The sequence below is a fragment of the Shimia sp. genome (genome assembly GCF_039969785.1).
GTDB lineage: Bacteria > Pseudomonadota > Alphaproteobacteria > Rhodobacterales > Rhodobacteraceae > Shimia.
Genome location: NZ_JBDVNC010000005.1, coordinates 248,220 through 265,588, shown reverse-complemented (window position 1 = coordinate 265,588; position 17,369 = coordinate 248,220). Strand labels below are relative to the sequence as shown.

The 17,369-nt window shown below is 55.3% G+C and carries 15 protein-coding genes; 10 read left to right on the top strand and 5 right to left on the bottom strand.

What is annotated here, in order from left to right:
• Positions 1-55: 55 nt before the first annotated feature.
• The 3 genes from ABJI08_RS03495 to trpB all read left to right on the top strand — a co-directional run bounded on the left by ABJI08_RS03495 (position 56) and on the right by trpB (position 3,039).
• Positions 56-601: a shikimate kinase gene (locus ABJI08_RS03495; RefSeq protein ID WP_348400432.1), complete on the top strand. Its 546-nt coding sequence runs from the start codon at positions 56-58 to the stop codon at positions 599-601.
• Positions 602-605: 4 nt separating this feature from the next.
• On the top strand, positions 606-1,718 hold the full coding sequence (gene aroB / locus ABJI08_RS03490; protein WP_348400431.1) for a 3-dehydroquinate synthase: 1,113 nt from the start codon (positions 606-608) through the stop codon (positions 1,716-1,718).
• 112 nt (positions 1,719-1,830) lie between these two features.
• Complete coding sequence (gene trpB, locus ABJI08_RS03485) at positions 1,831-3,039, top strand: tryptophan synthase subunit beta (protein WP_348400430.1); 1,209 nt, start codon at positions 1,831-1,833, stop codon at positions 3,037-3,039.
• 115 nt (positions 3,040-3,154) lie between these two features.
• Here trpB and pepT read toward each other — a convergent pair whose 3' ends face one another.
• Together pepT and ssb are read right to left on the bottom strand one after the other, a co-directional pair.
• A complete protein-coding gene (gene pepT, locus ABJI08_RS03480) occupies positions 3,155-4,399 on the bottom strand; it encodes a peptidase T (RefSeq protein WP_348400429.1) in 1,245 nt (414 codons plus the stop codon).
• Positions 4,400-4,417: 18 nt separating this feature from the next.
• Positions 4,418-4,942 carry a single-stranded DNA-binding protein gene (ssb, locus tag ABJI08_RS03475; protein ID WP_348400428.1) on the bottom strand — a complete coding sequence of 175 codons (525 nt, stop codon included), beginning with the start codon at positions 4,940-4,942 and terminating at the stop codon, positions 4,418-4,420.
• Positions 4,943-5,162: 220 nt separating this feature from the next.
• On the opposite strand from ssb, the gene ABJI08_RS03470 reads away from it, so the two are divergent.
• A complete protein-coding gene (locus tag ABJI08_RS03470) occupies positions 5,163-5,750 on the top strand; it encodes a lytic transglycosylase domain-containing protein (RefSeq protein ID WP_348400427.1) in 588 nt (195 codons plus the stop codon).
• Positions 5,751-5,875: 125 nt separating this feature from the next.
• Positions 5,876-6,988, top strand: a complete 1,113-nt coding sequence (locus tag ABJI08_RS03465; RefSeq protein ID WP_348400534.1) for a cytochrome c peroxidase — start codon at positions 5,876-5,878, stop codon at positions 6,986-6,988.
• Positions 6,989-6,991: 3 nt separating this feature from the next.
• Here ABJI08_RS03465 and ABJI08_RS03460 read toward each other — a convergent pair whose 3' ends face one another.
• On the bottom strand, positions 6,992-7,327 hold the full coding sequence (locus ABJI08_RS03460; RefSeq protein WP_348400426.1) for an antibiotic biosynthesis monooxygenase: 336 nt from the start codon (positions 7,325-7,327) through the stop codon (positions 6,992-6,994).
• Between the two features lie 144 nt (positions 7,328-7,471).
• Here ABJI08_RS03460 and ABJI08_RS03455 point away from each other — a divergent pair, with 144 nt between their 5' ends.
• The 5 genes from ABJI08_RS03455 to ABJI08_RS03435 all read left to right on the top strand — a co-directional run bounded on the left by ABJI08_RS03455 (position 7,472) and on the right by ABJI08_RS03435 (position 13,792).
• Positions 7,472-9,202, top strand: a complete 1,731-nt coding sequence (locus ABJI08_RS03455; RefSeq protein ID WP_348400425.1) for an ATP-binding protein — start codon at positions 7,472-7,474, stop codon at positions 9,200-9,202.
• Positions 9,199-10,539, top strand: a complete 1,341-nt coding sequence (locus tag ABJI08_RS03450; RefSeq protein ID WP_348400424.1) for a sigma-54 dependent transcriptional regulator — start codon at positions 9,199-9,201, stop codon at positions 10,537-10,539. Before ABJI08_RS03455 ends, ABJI08_RS03450 begins: the two co-directional genes overlap by 4 nt.
• A gap of 127 nt (positions 10,540-10,666) precedes the next feature.
• Positions 10,667-11,677 (top strand): C4-dicarboxylate ABC transporter substrate-binding protein, encoded by a 1,011-nt coding sequence (locus ABJI08_RS03445; RefSeq protein ID WP_348400423.1) that lies wholly within the window; start codon positions 10,667-10,669, stop codon positions 11,675-11,677.
• A gap of 70 nt (positions 11,678-11,747) precedes the next feature.
• Complete coding sequence (locus ABJI08_RS03440) at positions 11,748-12,380, top strand: TRAP transporter small permease (protein WP_348400422.1); 633 nt, start codon at positions 11,748-11,750, stop codon at positions 12,378-12,380.
• 11 nt (positions 12,381-12,391) lie between these two features.
• Positions 12,392-13,792: a TRAP transporter large permease gene (locus ABJI08_RS03435; protein ID WP_348400421.1), complete on the top strand. Its 1,401-nt coding sequence runs from the start codon at positions 12,392-12,394 to the stop codon at positions 13,790-13,792.
• Positions 13,793-13,992: 200 nt separating this feature from the next.
• On the opposite strand, the gene ABJI08_RS03430 is transcribed toward ABJI08_RS03435, so the two are convergent.
• Positions 13,993-14,958 (bottom strand): YHYH protein, encoded by a 966-nt coding sequence (locus tag ABJI08_RS03430; protein WP_348400420.1) that lies wholly within the window; start codon positions 14,956-14,958, stop codon positions 13,993-13,995.
• Positions 14,959-15,278: 320 nt separating this feature from the next.
• Positions 15,279-17,366, bottom strand: coding sequence for an ABC transporter ATP-binding protein (locus ABJI08_RS03425; protein ID WP_348400419.1), 2,088 nt, complete (start codon positions 17,364-17,366; stop codon positions 15,279-15,281).
• Positions 17,367-17,369: the final 3 nt, after the last annotated feature.

Genomic DNA, 17,369 nt, shown 5'->3' with positions numbered 1-17,369 from the left:
GAAATACAAAATTTGAGCAATGCTTGGCCGATCTGGGTCGGTGAATGGGCGGGAAATGGTCGTTGAACTGAAAAAGACGGTTGTGCTGGTGGGCATGATGGGGGCAGGCAAAACTGCGGTTGGCCGTGCACTGGCCGCCCGGCTTGGCGTTCCGTTTCTGGATTCCGATGCCGAAATTGTCAAAGCCGCCAATATGAGCATTGCCGAAATCTTTGAGCGTGACGGGGAACCGTTTTTTCGCGAGAAGGAAAGTCAAATTATCGAACGCCTGCTTGAAAATGAACGCTGCATTCTGTCCACCGGCGGTGGCGCTTATCTGGCAGAGCGTAATCGTCAGATGGTATCGCAAATGGGTGTCGCCGTATGGCTGGACGCGGATATTGACCTGTTGTGGAACCGGGTCAGACATAAAGATACCCGGCCTTTGCTGCAGACGTCAAACCCGCGTCGGACATTGGAAGAGATTTTTGAGAAACGCGTGCCGCTTTATAGCCTGGCGGATCTACCGGTTAAGACACAGGCGGAATACTCGATCGAACAGACCGCAGATCGCGTGGTCGAGGTGCTGAAAACGCGCCCGGATGTGCTTGAGGAGAGCTGACGCTATGATGGAAACCGTGCATGTGGGCCTGGGCGACCGGGCTTATGATATCCATATTGGTCCCGGTTTGCTGGCGCAGGCGGGCGCAATGATTGGCCCGTTTCTGAACCGTCGCCATGTTTGTGTTGTGACCGACGAAAATGTCGCGGCATTGCATCTGGACGCGTTGCGGGATGGGTTGGCTGCTGCGGATATCACGTGCGAAGCGATTGTGCTGCCCGCAGGGGAATCCACCAAGAGCTGGCCGCATTTTGAGCGTACTGTTGAATGGTTGCTGGAGCAAAAGGTCGAACGTCGCGATCTGGTGGTTGCATTGGGCGGTGGCGTGATTGGCGACCTGACCGGATTTGCCGCGGCTGTTTTGCGGCGAGGCGTCGGGTTTGTGCAAATCCCGACATCTTTGCTGGCACAAGTTGACAGCTCTGTCGGGGGCAAAACCGGGATCAACGCACCACAGGGTAAAAACCTGATTGGCGCCTTTCATCAGCCTGTGCTGGTCTTGGCGGATACAGAAGTATTGGGCACATTGACCCCGCGCGATTTTCTGGCCGGATATGGCGAAGTTGTGAAATACGGGCTGTTGGGCGACGCGGCGTTCTTTGAATGGCTTGAGACACAAGGGCCGAAGATGGCGGCGGGCGACATGAGCGCCCGGATTGCGGCTGTGCGGCGATCTTGCGAGATGAAGGCCGAAATTGTGATGCGCGATGAGACCGAGCAGGGCGACCGCGCGTTGCTTAATCTTGGGCATACATTTTGCCATGCGCTGGAGGCGGCGACAGGGTTTGGTGACCGGTTGTTGCATGGTGAAGGCGTCGCGATCGGATGTGCGCTGGCTTTTGAGCTGAGCCATCAGCTGGGCCTGTGTTCACAGGAAGATCCAAGCCGGGTGCGTCAGCATCTGGCAGAGATGGGCATGAAGGTGGATTTGAAAGACATCCCCGGAGAATTGCCGGACGCAGAAGCTTTGCTTGATCTGATGGGGCAGGACAAAAAGGTGCTGGATGGTCAGCTTCGGTTTATTCTGGCGCGCGGCATTGGCGAGTCGTTTGTGACAGCAGATGTCCCCCGCGAGACAGTTTTGTCGTTGCTGCGGGAAGAACTGGCGCGCTGTTAAAAACATGCGGGCGGGACATATGTTTAGCCTGTTAAGTACCGCGTCAAATCGTCCTCTGAACAGGCATTGGAAAAACGGCAACTGTACTCTCTGCTAATTTGGGAGAGACAGCATGACGTCATATTTGAAATCCACCCCAACCCGTGACGGGTTCTTCGGAGAATATGGTGGCGCAATGTTGCCACCGGTGCTGGAACCGCACTTCAACGCCATTGCTGAAGCTTATGATAAGATTGCACATTCGGCCGAGTATATCCGCGATCTGCGCTATATCCGTAAACATTTTCAGGGGCGCCCGACGCCGGTTTCCTACCTGAAGAACCTGAGCGACATGTCGGGTGGGGCGCAGATTTATGCCAAGCGCGAAGATCTGAACCATACCGGGGCGCATAAGCTGAACCACTGTATGGCCGAGGCGTTGCTGGCCAAACATATGGGCAAAACCAAGCTGATGGCCGAAACTGGTGCCGGTCAGCACGGGGTGGCGCTGGCCACGGCTGCGGCGTATTTCGGCATGGAATGCGAAATCCACATGGGCGAGATCGACATCGCCAAGGAAGCGCCCAATGTTACCCGCATGAAGCTTTTGGGGGCCGAGGTGGTGCCGGTGGGTTTTGGTGGGCGCTCGCTTAAGGAAGCGGTGGATTCGGCGTTTCAGTCTTATGTCCCACAGGCTGACACGGCTTTGTTTGCCATTGGGTCGGTTGTTGGGCCGCATCCATTTCCGAGGATGGTGCGGGATTTTCAGCATGTCGTCGGCATAGAGGCGCGCGAGCAGTTTCTGGAAATGACCGGAAACCTGCCAGATATTGTGGCTGCTTGTGTTGGTGGCGGTTCAAACGCGATGGGGTTGTTTGCTGGCTTTATCGATGACGAAGATGTTGCGCTTTATGGCGTGGAGCCGATGGGAACTTCGTCTAAACTTGGCGATCACGCGGCGACAATTACATTTGGCGAAGACGGTGACATCCACGGGTTCCGCACGATGCTTTTGAAGGATGCGGACGGCGAACCGGCACCGGTGCACACGGTCGCATCCGGGTTGGATTATCCCGGGGTTGGCCCTGAGCACGCGCATTTGTATCGCTCGGGCAAGGCCAATTATGTGGCGGCAGATGACAAGGAAGCGCTTGATGCGTTTTATGCTCTGTCGCGTCACGAGGGCATTATTCCCGCGTTAGAAAGCGCGCATGCGGTGGCGTTTGCGATGCGCGAAGCAAAGTCCAATCCGGGTAAATCGATTTTGATCAACCTGTCTGGCCGGGGCGACAAAGACATCGATTTCGTCACGGAAACCTATGGTTTTGGCGACAATAGCTGAAAACGGCGTGCGCCAGTTCCCCCATCGAGAGGCGTCTGGCGCGGTCCGCTTTGGCGGACCTGTGACAGAAAACTGCCGGGGGCTCGATGCCTCCGGCAGTTTTGCCTTGTGAGTTTCAGGCAGCGGCGCGCGTGATCAGGCGCAGGCATACCCGCGTGGCACAGGCCATGTCCTGAACACTGATCCATTCGAGGGGCCCGTGAATCTCCTGCATCCCGGTAAACAGGTTGGGGCAGGGCACGCCAAGTTCTGTCAGGCGAGAGCCATCTGTTCCACCACGAATAGGCACCGACTTTGGCTCGATACCCTCATCACGGCAGGCTTCGCGGGCAAGATCGATCGGAGTCATGTCATTCTCGAGCCAATACCGCATGTTGCGGTATTGTTTGGTGATCTGACAATTGGTCTGAGCCCCGGGAAAGGCCTTGACTGCATCATCGCAAGCCTCGCGCAGGCGCTGATTGCGCGCCTCAAGTCCATCCAGTTCGAAATCACGCAAAATGAAGCGCAAAGTTGCCGAAGTTGACCCGCCTTCGACCCCGTAACAGTGAATGAAACCGTCACGACCATCTGTGGTTTCGGGTGTCTGGCCGTCTTCATCAAGTGCGGCGACGATGTGGGCGGCCACATGCAGTGCGTTAACCAGCTTGTTTTTGGCATATCCCGGGTGCGCGGATACGCCGGTCACGGTGACAACAGCACCATCAGCTGAAAAGCTTTCGTATTCGATTTCACCCACTTTGCCGCCGTCCAAAGTGAACGCAAAGTCCACATCAAAAGCGGCGGGCAATTTGGGGTCCACACCGCGTCCGATTTCCTCGTCCGGGGTAAACGCAAGGCGTATTTTGCCGTGGTTCAATCCGGGCGTTGTCAGCAAATGTTCCGCCATGGTCATAATGATGGCCACGCCGGATTTGTCATCCGCACCCAGCAACGTCAGACCAGACGCCGTGATGATGTCATGCCCAACCTTGTTGGCCAGATAAGACGATTGCTGTGTGCCCAATACCAGATCAGCATTGTCTGGATAGGTTATGTCGCCCCCATCCCAGTTTGAAATCACGCGCGGTTTTACACTCGTGGCGTTGAACTGAGGGGCAGTGTCGACATGGGCACAGAACCCGATGGCGGGGGCGGCACTGTCCGTTGCCGGAACCGTCGCCAAAACCGCGCCATACGGTGTCAGTTGGATGTCCGAGGCCCCGATCCGTTCCAGCTCGGCCACGAGATGGCGCTGCATATCGAGTTGGATCGATGTGCTGGGCTGAGATGGTGACAGCTCGTCGCTTTGGCTGTCGATTGCGCAATAAGACACAAGGCGTGTCTCAAGCGCGTGTTTGAAATCGGGAAACTCGGTCATTTTATCTGTGTCTGAGGCTTAGAACGGGATTTCGTCGTCAAGATCGCGCGATGGGGCCGATCCGCCCTGGTTGCCTTGATTTCCGCCGCCACCAAAGCTGCCGCCACCCTGATCATAGCCGCCGCCCTGGTCATAGCCACCCTGGCTGCTGCCGCCACCGCCGCCATATCCGCCGCCGTCACCGCCACCGCTGCGACCGTCGAGCATGACAAGTGTTGCATCAAACCCTTGAAGCACCACTTCGGTTGAATATTTGTCCTGACCAGACTGGTCCTGCCATTTGCGGGTCTGCAGTTTGCCTTCCAGATAGACCTTGGAACCTTTGCGCAGATATTGTTCGGCAACCCGGACGAGACCTTCGGAAAAGATTGCCACCGAATGCCATTCGGTGCGTTCGCGCCGTTCACCAGTATTGCGATCTTTCCAGGTTTCAGAGGTCGCGATGCGCAGGTTGCACACTTTGCCACCATTCTGGAAGGTGCGGACCTCTGGGTCGCGCCCCAGATTGCCCACGATAATTACCTTGTTCACCGATCCGGCCATGCGCCTTGTCTCCCTGGGATTCTGTTGGTCATTATTTCTGGCCACCATACACCATTGCACCCGACGAATGGGAAGCCGATTCTTGGGAAAAACCCACAGTTTGAGATGTCAGGCGCGGCAAAAATCAGCCGTCAAAAGCCAAAGCGTGCGGATATTCTGGCTTTATCGCCAAAAAATGGTATATACGCCGCAAAACGTGGGTAGGGCAGGCAATACAGTGATGTCTCGGACAGTAATTGGTGCGGTTATAGTGACCATGCTGGCAGTTTCTCCAGCGCTGGCGCAAAGCACGCTTTCCAGCAAGAATCAATCCAGATTGTTCAAGAACCAGACCAAGGTTTTGGATGGACGGGCGTCGCAACAGTATAAAAATTCAGTACGATTGAAGCCGACACCGATTTATACGCCGTCCAAGTGGGGCGATGGCAGCTACAAAGGCAAATACAAAGGCCCGTATCTGGCTATGGCGCGTCAGGCGGCGTTGCTGCATGGGGTGCCGGCAGATTTGTTTCTGAAACTGGTGCAACAGGAATCGGGTTGGAATGCCAACGCGAAATCGCACAAGGGTGCATTGGGATTGGCGCAGTTGATGCCGGAAACAGCGCGGGTTCTGAGGGTTGATCCGTTGGACCCAAAGCAAAACCTTGAAGGTGGCGCGCGGTATCTGAGCCAACAATATCGCAAGTTTGGGTCATGGCGTCTGGCGCTTGCGGCTTATAATGCCGGGCCTCAGGCTGTGGCAAAATATGGGGGTGTTCCGCCCTATAAGGAAACTCAGAATTACGTCAAAGTCATTTTGGGCTTGTAATTCCGACTAAAACTATCAGAATTTGATGTGGGTCAATTCAGCACGCACAAGGCGCGGTTATGTCTGTGCGCGTAAATGACGTTTGGAGAGACTACATGACACGTTTTTTTGCCGCTTGCGCCGGTATGATAATTGCGGCGGGAACCTGCGTGGCAGATCCGGACCAGCCCGCGCTGGCAGAGCTGGGCGAGGCGTTGTTTTTTGATGTGAACTTGTCAGCCAATCGCACACAAGCCTGTGCAACCTGTCATGATCCTGAATACGGGTTTGCCGATCCGCGCGAAACCGATGCCGGGCGCGCAGTCTCTTTGGGGGATGATGGCGCATCGCTGGGGGATCGCAGCGCGCCGACGGCAAGTTATGCGGCCTTTACGCCATCTTTTTACCGTAACGATGCAGGTAAATACGTAGGCGGCATGTTCTGGGACGGGCGCGCCGCGACGCTGGAAGATCAGGCCGGCGGGCCACCATTGAATCCAATTGAAATGGGGATGCCGGACAAGGCCAGTGTGCTGGCACGATTGCAGGAAAATCCATTTTATATTCAGTCGTTTGAGGCGATGTTCGGTGCGCATGTGATGCAGAATGCAGATGCGGCCTATGATGGAATGACGCAAGCCATTGCCGCGTTCGAACGCACAGCGCTGTTTGCACCGTTTGATTCAAAATACGACCGGTATCTGCGTGGCGAAGTCATGCTAACCAAACAAGAAGAGCTTGGCCGCGTGCTGTTCTTTTCACCGCAATTTACCAACTGCAATCTGTGTCATCAGCTTAAAACGTCGCCGGTTGATCCGCAGGAAACGTTTTCCAACTATGAATACCACAATATCGGTGTTCCGGTGAACACCCTGGCCCGATCGGTAAACGGTGTTGGGGATGGCGCTGTGGATCAGGGATTGTTGCAAAACCCGGGCGTGGATCACCCGGCAGAGGAAGGCCGTTTCAAAGTACCAACCCTGAGGAATGTCGCGGTCACGGGCCCGTACATGCACAATGGTGTGTTTCAAGATTTGCGGACAGTTATCCTATTTTACAACAAGTACAATTCAAAATCCAAAGCACGCCAGATCAACCCGGAAACCGGTAAGACGTGGCGTTTGCCCGAAGTTTTCAAAACTCTTTCGGTTTCAGAACTGACCGAAGGACCGGCACTTGAAGATAACCGGATTGACGCGCTGGTGGCATTTATGAAGACGCTGACAGATGCGCGGTACGAGCATCTGTTGGAAGACTAGGCCTTAACGATCATCCGGGCCGCTATAGGCGCGCTCAACCTTGGCGATCCGCACGGTATAATACGAATACCAGCGGGTCTTGCCGAGTTTCTGAGCCAGTAGGTGATTGGCGACGTCTTTCCAGTTCACCAAACTTTCCTCGTCACGCCAGTAGCTGACGGTGATGCCGAAACCCTGATCGTCGCGTGTGGATTCGTCACCCAGATAACCTGGTTGCTGGGCGGCCATTTCACCCATCTGGTCGGCCATGGCCCCATATCCGAAATCACCTTCGGTGCGTTGAGCTGTGAAAATGACGGCGTAGTAGGGCGGATCGGGGAGGGGGGCAAAACGGGACATACGGGGACCATAGGAATCCCCCACGCCCTTGGCAAGCTTTGTGAAATGTGGCGCGCCAGAACGTATGACAATGATTCAGGCATTCACACCCCCCGGTCTATTGAGTAGTTTTGCGTCAAACGGTGCTTTTCGCCAAAAGGGCTCATGCTGCGCAAACCTCTCATATTGTCCATTGCCGCAACGATACTGATCGGAGTGCTGATCTATCGTGTCTCGTTCGGCTATTTTGCGACCGAAGAATTAAGCAAGTCGGAAGGTCGTCTTACGGTTTATCGCAACGCTGTCGTGGCCGAGATGGGGCGTTTTGCACATCTGACACATATATTGGCGCGTGATCCATTTGTGATCGATGCGGCGGCGGGCGCCGGGACCGGACCACTGAATGCGAGACTGGAAGAATTTGCCGATCAGGCCGGGCTGGATGCGATCTACCTGGTGTCGTTGGACGGGGTCACCATTGCTGCCTCTAATTACGCGAAGCCTTCAAGCTTTGTTGGCCACAATTATGCGTTTCGTCCCTATTTCAAACAGGCTTTGACAGGTGAACAGGGCCGATTTTATGCGATTGGGTCCACCACTGGTCAACCGGGATATTTCATTGCCGATGCCGTGCAGGGGCCGGGCCAAGAAACGCTTGGCGTGATTGTAATCAAGACAAGCCTCTCCGATCTGGAAGAAAGCTGGCGTGTTGGCGGCGAACAGGTGATTTTGGCCAATCAGGATGGTGTGGTCATGTTGGCGACGAATCCGGACTGGCAATACCGCGTGTTGCGACCGCTTTCAGACGATAAAAAGAAAGAGATCCGGGCGTCGCGTCAATTTGGCAGTCAGGATCTGCCCCTGTTGGACTGGTCATTGCGTTCAGGCGCGCGGGCGCAGATTGGCGGGGACGAACGGTTGCATCTTGCGACGTCGGATTTGCCGCATGATTGGGAACTGCATTATTTTGCCAGCGACGACAGGGTTGTCGCGCGCAGTTGGTTGGCAACTGCAGTTGTGGTCTTGGCGGCGGGGTCTTTGCTGATCCTGTTTCAGGTGCAGCGGGCACAACGTATCGGTCGGGCGCTGAAGCGGGCCGAGCAGGAAGAGGCGCAGTTGCGTGTCTCGAATACTCAGTTGGCGGTGGAAATTTCCGAACGCAAAACCGCAGAACGCCGACTGAAACGGGCGCAAAGCGAACTGGAGCGCGCCAGTCGGCTGGCAGCGTTGGGTCAATTGTCGGCGTCGGTCACACATGAGTTGGGACAGCCGATCGCCGCAATGCGCAACCATCTCGCTGCAGCTGAAATGAGCGGTCAGGGGGCGGCGGCTGTAACGGAACCGGTGGGCGCGCTAGTGGACAGGATGGAAGGGATTACCCGACAGCTGAAGTTTTTCGCGACCTCGGGCAACGAGCCGTTTGAAAAAGTGGACTTGCGTGACGCTATGCGGGTCGCTTTGGGTTTGTTGAGTTCAAATATTGAAGACACAGGTGTTCAGGTCACGGTTGAAGCCCCTGACACGCCTGTCCTGATCCGGGGGAGCAGATTGCGGATCGAACAGGTCATGACCAACCTTGTGCGCAATGCGGTGGATGCGCTGGAGGATAGCGACGAACCATGTCTGTGGATCAGGATGGGGCATGCCAAGGCACAAGTTTGGTTTGAGATTGAAGATAGCGGCCACGGGTTGGGCCCCGCGACCTTGTCCGAACTTCAGGAGCCATTTGTGACAACACGGGAAAGCGGGCAGGGAATGGGGCTTGGCCTTGCGATATCGGCCAACATTATCAAGGATCACGAAGGCTGTATGACAGCCCGCAATTCCGATAAGGGAGGTGCCGTGTTCCGAGTCAGCATGCCTGCGGGCGGCGCAGAGAAAGACGATGACGGATGACCTCTGAAAACCCGTATTCCATTCTGATTGTTGATGATGACAAAAGCATGCGCCAGTCTCTTGTGGTGCTGCTGGAAGCGGCAGGCTGGGCGGCCCTGGCTGTGGCGCGCGCAGAAGTGGCGTTGGAAAAACTGGCAGAGATGTCGCCGGATGTTGTGCTGTCGGATGTGCGCATGCCGGGCATGTCGGGTTTGGATTTGCTGGCGCGGCTCAAACCGATGCAGGCGCCGCCGTTGGTGTTGATTTCGGCACATGGCGATATCCCCATGGCGGTACAGGCCATTCAGGGCGGGGCATATAGTTTCGTTGAAAAACCCTATGATCCCAGACGTTTGCTAACCATTCTTACTCATGCGGCAGAAAAATCGAGAATGCGGGAGAGTAACGATCTGCTTAAGAAACGGTTGTTTCAGCTGTCCGGGCTTGATCGCGTGTTGCTGGGGAAAACGGATGCGGTTTCAGAACTGCGTCACGAAATCCTGGACCTTGCGTCGACCGATACCCCAATCCTGATCGAAGGTGAAACGGGTACCGGCAAAGAACTCGTGGCGCGCGCGTTGCACGATTTAAGCGCGCGTTCGGACCGCCCGTTTCTGGCGTTAAACTGCGCGGCTCTGTCCAGTGATACGTTTGAAGCAGAGATGTTTGGTGTGCAGGGGCAAAGCGACGGTCGTCTTGTGCGTGCGTCAGGTGGCACATTGTTTCTTGATGAGGTCGGATCATGCGCGCCGGATGTACAGGCCAAATTATTGCGAGTGATCGAGGACGGGCAGGTGTTGCCTGTTGGAGGGTTTGCTCCGGTTTCGGTTCGTCTGAGAATTGTGTCCGCCACCAATATCGACGTCGGTCAAGCGGTGCAGGAAGGCACAATGCGACAGGATTTTCTGTTTCGTATCAACACGTTTGTTCTGTCTCTGCCGCCATTGCGTCAGCGTCGGGATGATCTGACCCTGCTGACGTCGCATTTTCTAGGCGAATATGCGCGCGTTCATAATACGAGCGTCCCGGAGATAAGCCATGACGATCTGCTGGCGCTGATGGCGCATGACTGGCCGGGCAACGTGCGCGAATTGCGCAATGTATGTGAACGCCGGGTACTGCAGGCGCGCCGGGGAACAGGCAATATGGCCATTGCCATTCGTTCCGACCCGCATCCTGATGACGTACCGGACACGCTGCGCGAGGCGGTTGCTGCGTTTGAGCGGGAATTGATCGGTAAGGCGGTAAAGGCACATGACGGGCGTATGGAGGCGGCTGCAGAAGCGTTGGGGATCGGGCGGCGTACGTTGAACGAAAAAATCGTTAAATTGGGGCTGGATAAGCAAGCGCTTTTATAGCGCCAAACGTCTCTGCGGATTTCCGCAGACCGCTAACACTGATCCACGCAATTTCCTTCATAGTCAGGTCGCGTTTCTCTCACCATGGTGGCGGGCATCTACATAATACGCATTCGGGAGGATTATTATGCGTAACCTAATGAGTCGGACGGCCATTGCAGCCCTTACACTTGCATTCGCGACCGAGGCCATGGCCACAGAGTGGAATGTTTCCGTTTGGGGCAAGCGCCGCGCGTTTACGGAGCATGTCGAAAAGTTGGCCGAGTTGGTGAGCGAAAAAACCAATGGCGATTTCACGCTGAACATCAGCTATGGTGGTCTGTCAAAGAACCGTGAAAACCTTGACGGGATTTCAATTGGTGCATTTGAAATGGCGCAGTTTTGTGCCGGGTATCACCGCGACAAAAACCCATCGATCACCGTTTTGGAATTGCCGTTTCTTGGTGTGAGCTCTCTGGAGCAGGAAATCGAACTGTCGATGGCTGTCTATCAGCACCCTGCAACAATCAAAGACATGGCGCGTTGGAACGCGACATTGCTGATGCCGTCGCCATTACCACAGTATAACCTTGTAGGCGGCGGCGATGCGCCCGCCACGCTGGATGATTTCGAAGGGCTGAGCGTGCGTGCCACCGGCGGGATTGGTAAAGCGATGGAAACCGTGGGTGCCGTACCGACGTCGATGTCAGCCTCTGAGGTGCGACAGGCGATGGACAGTGGGATCGTCAAGGCTGTTGCCTTTGCGCCGCATGCGCATATGTCTTTTGGCACAATCGAAAACGGCACGTGGTGGACGACCAACCTGAACCCCGGCACAGTGAACTGCCCGGTTGTGGTCAACACAGACGCGCTGGACTATCTGTCTGATGACCACCGCGAAGCGTTGTTGGGATCAGTGCAGGAATCGCTGGATTATTACGTCGACAACTACAACACCAAGACTATGTCTGCGTGGGGTCCTGCACTGGATGAACGCGGTATTGAACAAGTGACCTTTGCCGATTCTGAAATTGCTGCCTTTAAAGAGGCCGCCGCAGCACCCGCTGCCGCCGCCTGGATTGAAGACAACAACAAACGTGGTTTGCCCGCACAAGAGCTGTATGACCTTGTGACCGGCATGATCGCTGAATCGATGTAATGTCGAAACCTGGCGCCGCTCAAATTGCGGCGCCACTCTTTCTTTTCTGAAAAATCTGACGGAGGCTCGCATGGCAGGCTCGTCGCTCGTGCTGTCGGATGACAGCACTCTTAGCAAACTTGATAAACGTCTTTACGTCTTAGAAGGCTGGCTGGCATTGGTCAGTGGGTTGGCAGTGTTTTCGCTCATGATTATGGCGGTCGCTTCTGTTGGTGGGCGCAATGTTCTGAATGCGCCGTTGCCGGGATATGTGGACTGGATCGAACAGGCAATGCCGTTGATCGCGTTCATGGGGATCGCTTATGCCCAGCGCGATGGCGGACATATCCGCATGGATATGTTGGTCGGCGCCTTAAAAGGACGACCGCTGTACCTGGTTGAATTCATTACCACATTGGCAATCTTCGGATTGATGATCCTGTTGGTGTGGGGAAGCTGGGCGCATTTCGAACGCAGTTTTGATTTCAGCGCCCCGATGTGGAGCCGTGACAGCTCGATGGACATTGCGTTGCCGCTTTGGCCCGCCAAATTGCTGGCGCCTGTGGCGTTTGGCGTGTTGTGCGTGCGACTGGCGCTTCAGCTGTGGGCCTATGCCCGCGCGTTTCTGCGCAATGACGAAACACCGATTGCGGTGCCTTTGGTGGCGGACGCTGCCACGCAGGCCGCGATGGAAGCCGAGCATGTCTCGGGCAGCGATAATTAAGGACAAGACAGATGGAACCGATTGAAATTGGACTGGTCGTCTCGGCTGGCATGCTTGTTCTTGTTGTGTTGGGAATGCGCGTGGCCTTTGCTGCTGGTATGGCGGGCATGATTGGGCTGATCTGGATATTCTGGGCCAAGTTTGGATATGATCCGGGCCGGTTTGGTCAAGCCCTGACCGTGGCCGTTAAAACCGCCGGGCAGGTGCCGCATTCCAAGATTTCCAGTCAGGCCTTGTCATTGATCCCAACCTTTATCCTGATTGGCTATCTGGCCTATTACGCAGGTCTGACCAAAGCCTTGTTTGAGGCGGCTAAACGTTGGTTGGCATGGGTGCCGGGCGGGCTGGCCGTGTCGACAGTATTTGCCACGGCCGGTTTTGCGGCTGTGTCAGGTGCATCGGTGGCGACCTCTGCCGTGTTTGCCCGTATCGCCATCCCGGAAATGCTCAAGATCGGATATGATAAACGTTTCGCTGCGGGTGTTGTGGCCGCAGGTGGCACATTGGCGTCATTGATCCCCCCGTCGGCGATCCTTGTTATCTATGCGATCATCGTGGAACAGGATGTCGGCAAGCTGTTGTTGGCCGGCTTTATTCCCGGAGCGTTTTCGGCGGTGATTTACGGTTTGTTGATCATCGGCATGGCCGTGACAATCAAAGGGTTTGGCCCGCCCGTGACCGGGTTTACGTGGAAAGAGCGGTTTGCGGCCCTGCCACCGGCGCTACCGATTGTGTTTGTTGTCGTGACCATCATCTTTTTCGTCTATAACCCATTTGGCGGCGACGCATGGGGTACACCCACTGAAGGCGGCGCTATCGGAGCATTTGTCGTGTTCGTGATGGCGGTGTTTCAGGGCATGCGGTGGAGCGAACTCAAGGACGCGTTGCTGGAAACGGCTAAGCTGAGCGTGATGATTTTCACCATCATCTGGGGTGTTCTGATTTATGTGCGGTTTCTGGGGTTTGCCAATTTGCCAAGCGCCTTTTCGGATTGGATCACATCGCTGACGATGTCGCCTATGGTAATCCTTGTCTGCATTCTGCTGGCTTACGCGGTGCTGGGCATGTTCATGGACGCGATTGGAATGCTGTTGCTGACATTGCCTGTGGTGTATCCTGCGGTGATGGCGCTGAACGGTGGTGAAGCGGTGTCCGCGGCAGAAAGCACCTTTGGCATGAGCGGTCCGATGTGTGCGATCTGGTTTGGTATTCTGGTGGTGAAGATGGCCGAGTTCTGTCTGATCACGCCGCCGATTGGGCTGAACTGTTTTGTTGTGGCCGGGGTACGTGATGATCTGAGCGTGCAGGACGTGTTCAAAGGCGTCACACCGTTCTTTATCGCGGATGCCATCACAATTGCTTTGCTGGTGACATTCCCATGGATTGTTCTTTGGTTGCCTAGTCAGGTGTAAGTGGTCCCGTCCAGCGACGCGCGCTGTCCGGGGATCTACAAATGTACTTGAAATCTTGTTGATCGCGTCCAATTTGGGCGCGATCAATGCGTTGTACGTCTGGAATGAAGGCATTCCTCTGGTTCGAACGAAGGTCTCGCAAAGTAAATAGATCGCTCATTGATCGCGTGTGAATTACCGATCAAGCTTGTCCTGTGGCGTCATCTCCGACAGTATTCACCTGTCTTTATCTCGCTTCCGTTCGTGACTGTATTTGTCGTAAAGTTATAACAACCTGCCTTGCCGGAAGGTGTGTAGCGAATGTAGTGATCCTTGCCATTATAAGTGTAGTCCATGCTTCGGCTGCCATCTTCATTCTCCGTAAAGACAAGATTTTTGACCCCACCTTGTGGTGGTCTCCCCGGTTTGGAACCGCGCTTGCTTGCCGTGGCAAGAGGAGGCACGCGGGGCAATCGGTCAAAATTGGCTACCGCGCCCATCAGGCATTGAACGATATAGGGCGCATCTGCCGAAGTGTGGTAGCGATAGCCAAACGTGTCGTCAGTTTGCCCATTGCAGACGTCAAGATCGCCCTTGGAAATCTTGGACCCATCCGGGTTGTTGTCACCATAAATCGGAAAGCCGTCAAATGCCCAGCCGATGATTGCGTCGTCTCCGGCATTTGCCATCTGATCGATCATGCACGTCGGTTTTGCGTGATAGTGATAGTCATCGCCGCGCCCTGCATGACCACCGCAGACATCAAGCTGTTGGGTCTGAACCGTATCGTGTCGTTTCTGATGGTGCGCAAGGTCAGCCTGACTCATTTCGCCACCCGCTGTGTAGTCATAGATTGGCACGCCATTGACGGCGACACCCAATGCCGCGTCGCGGGTTAGCGGCGATGTACCGAGGGTCGGAGACAAAAGAATAGGCGCGGCGTAGTCGGCGGGAACAGGGACCTGTTCGTTTGTTCCGACAATGCCCGTCATCTTTTCATGGTCGGGGTAAGTATCGGAGCGAATGATTGCGTGACTGTTGTTACAGGTGACTCGCACGTGACCGTCAAAGCCCGCGTCCGCCACTGAACTCTTGATGGCATTGCAGTGATCGTCATGAGCCAAAGCAGCTGAACCGGTGGTGATCACCACACAAGCGGCCATGGTGAGTGTGGCTATATGGGTCAATATTCTTGCTCCGTTCGTTGGGGTCTGATTGACGGTTCGGCAATATATGATGGCGATATTTTGCGAAGTTTCGGGCCGCAGGATCAAACTGGATTCAAGAGTATTACGGCTCGAAAAGCATTTTCCGTCGCACGATCATGGGCGAATGTGTTGGAGCGGCCTTATGACAGTTTCTTTCAGGCGCCCCCTTTAACCTGGCACGAAAAAAATTCGCCAAGCTTTGCAATGCGAGACAATTTCATGGGCATTGCAGGTCACATCATCAAAAGACCCTCGCCGGTCGTGCAAGCGTCTTTGTTCTTGATTTTCTTTTGCGTTGCTTACTCCGCCGCGATTTTGATGACCGGAGTCATGCGGGCCAGGACGTCATCGTCCAGATGGCATTTGACCTGATGGTCGCCCTCAAGGTGACGGACAGGCGGAACTTCTTTATCACACAACTCGCCGGGAACTTCGGTTTTCCAACGGCAGCGCGTCTGAAAAGGGCAGCCCGGCGGCGGGTTCATCGCTGACGGGATATCGCCATCAAGCACGATGTGCTCTTTTTCGATGGACGTGTCTGCGATGGGCACGGCGGACAGCAACGCTTCGGTATAGGGGTGATAGGGCGGGGCGAATACCTGATCGGTTGAGCCCATTTCGACCACATGCCCCAGATACATCACCATCACCCGGTCACTGAGATACCGCACAATCGACAGGTCGTGGCTGATGAAGAGCAGGGTCGTCTTTTCCTCTCGCTGAATCTCCATCAGGAGATCCGTTACCGCCGCCTGCACAGAAACGTCAAGCGCGGACACAGGTTCGTCCGCAACAACGATGCGCGCACCACCGGAAAAGGCACGGGCAATGCCGACACGTTGCTTTTGACCACCTGACAATTGGCGCGGCATGCGGTCGGCAAAGGCGCGGGGCAGTTTGACCAGATCGAGCAGTTCCAACATACGTTTGCGCCGGTCAGCCTCGGTGTCTCCGATACCAAAGATTTCCAGTGCGCGCATGATCTGACGCCCAACTGTCATCGATGGGTTCAATGTATCAAACGGGTTCTGGAACACCATCTGAACATCCGCCACAGTTTGGGTGCTGCGGCCCTGAATAGGGGTTTGTTCGATGTTCTTGCCATCCAGCAAAATCTGACCATCGGTCGCGGTTTCCAGACCCATCAACACTTTGGCAAAGGTGGATTTGCCACAGCCGGACTCGCCCACAATGGCCAATGTTTCGGATTCGCGGGCCTCAAAGGACAGCGTTTCGTTGGCCTTGACCACCTTCTTTTCGCCTCCGCCAAACAACGCGTTGGCGGCGACCTCGTAGTATTTCTTGAGGTTGTCCATCGACAAGACAACTTCGCCCACTTCGGCTTTTTCTTTTTGTTCACCAACGGTTATGGGCGCGTTCCAGTCGATTTCCTCGGATTTCAGACAGCGGGTTGAATGGCGCTCAACGCCCTGAACATCCACCATTTCGATGGTTTGTGCGTCACAGCGGCCTTCTTCGAAATAATCACAGCGCGGCCCAAAATTACATCCGGGCGGGCGTTCGTGGGGCAGGGGGAAGTTGCCGGGAATGGCCACCAGAGGCCGTGCATTTTTGTCCGCGCCGGGCAGCGGAATAGAGCGGAACAGCGCCTGAGTGTAGGGGTGTTGCATGTTGTCGAACACGTCTTCGATGCTGCCACGTTCGACCGCTTCGCCGGAATACATCACGCATAAACGGTCGCAGGTTTCCAGAACCAGACCAAGGTTGTGGGAGATGAAAAGCATTGATGTTCCATACTTTTTTCCCAAATCCTTGACCAGTTCTACCACTGCGGCTTCGACCGTGACGTCCAGCGCAGTTGTGGGTTCATCAAGGATCAGCAACGCCGGTTTGGACATCAGCGCCATGGCAATCACGATGCGCTGTTGTTGTCCGCCTGAAAGCTGGTGCGGGAATGAATTCAGCATGCGTTCCGGATCGGGCAGGCGCACATCTGTGACCACCTCTAGGGCACGTGCATAGGCCTCTTTTTCGTCCACATCTTCGTGGATCATCGGCACTTCCATCAATTGTTTGCCGATCTTCATCGCAGGGTTCAGCGAGGCCATAGGCTCTTGATAAATCATGGCAATTTCGTTGCCACGTATGTCGCGTAATTCAGACTCGGATATCTGGGCGAGGTCGCGACCTTTGAATTTGATGGTGCCGCCGACAATTTTGCCGTTCTTGCCCAGATCCTGCATGACGCCCAGCGCCACGGTGGACTTGCCACAACCGGATTCTCCGACAAGACCAACCGCTTCGCCGGGTTGGACGCTGACCGAGAAATCCATCACCGCCGGGATTTCGCGCAGGCGGGTAAAGAAGGAAATCGACAGTTTGTCGATCTCCAGAATAGGGCCGTCATATTCCGTCAACTTTGACATTAA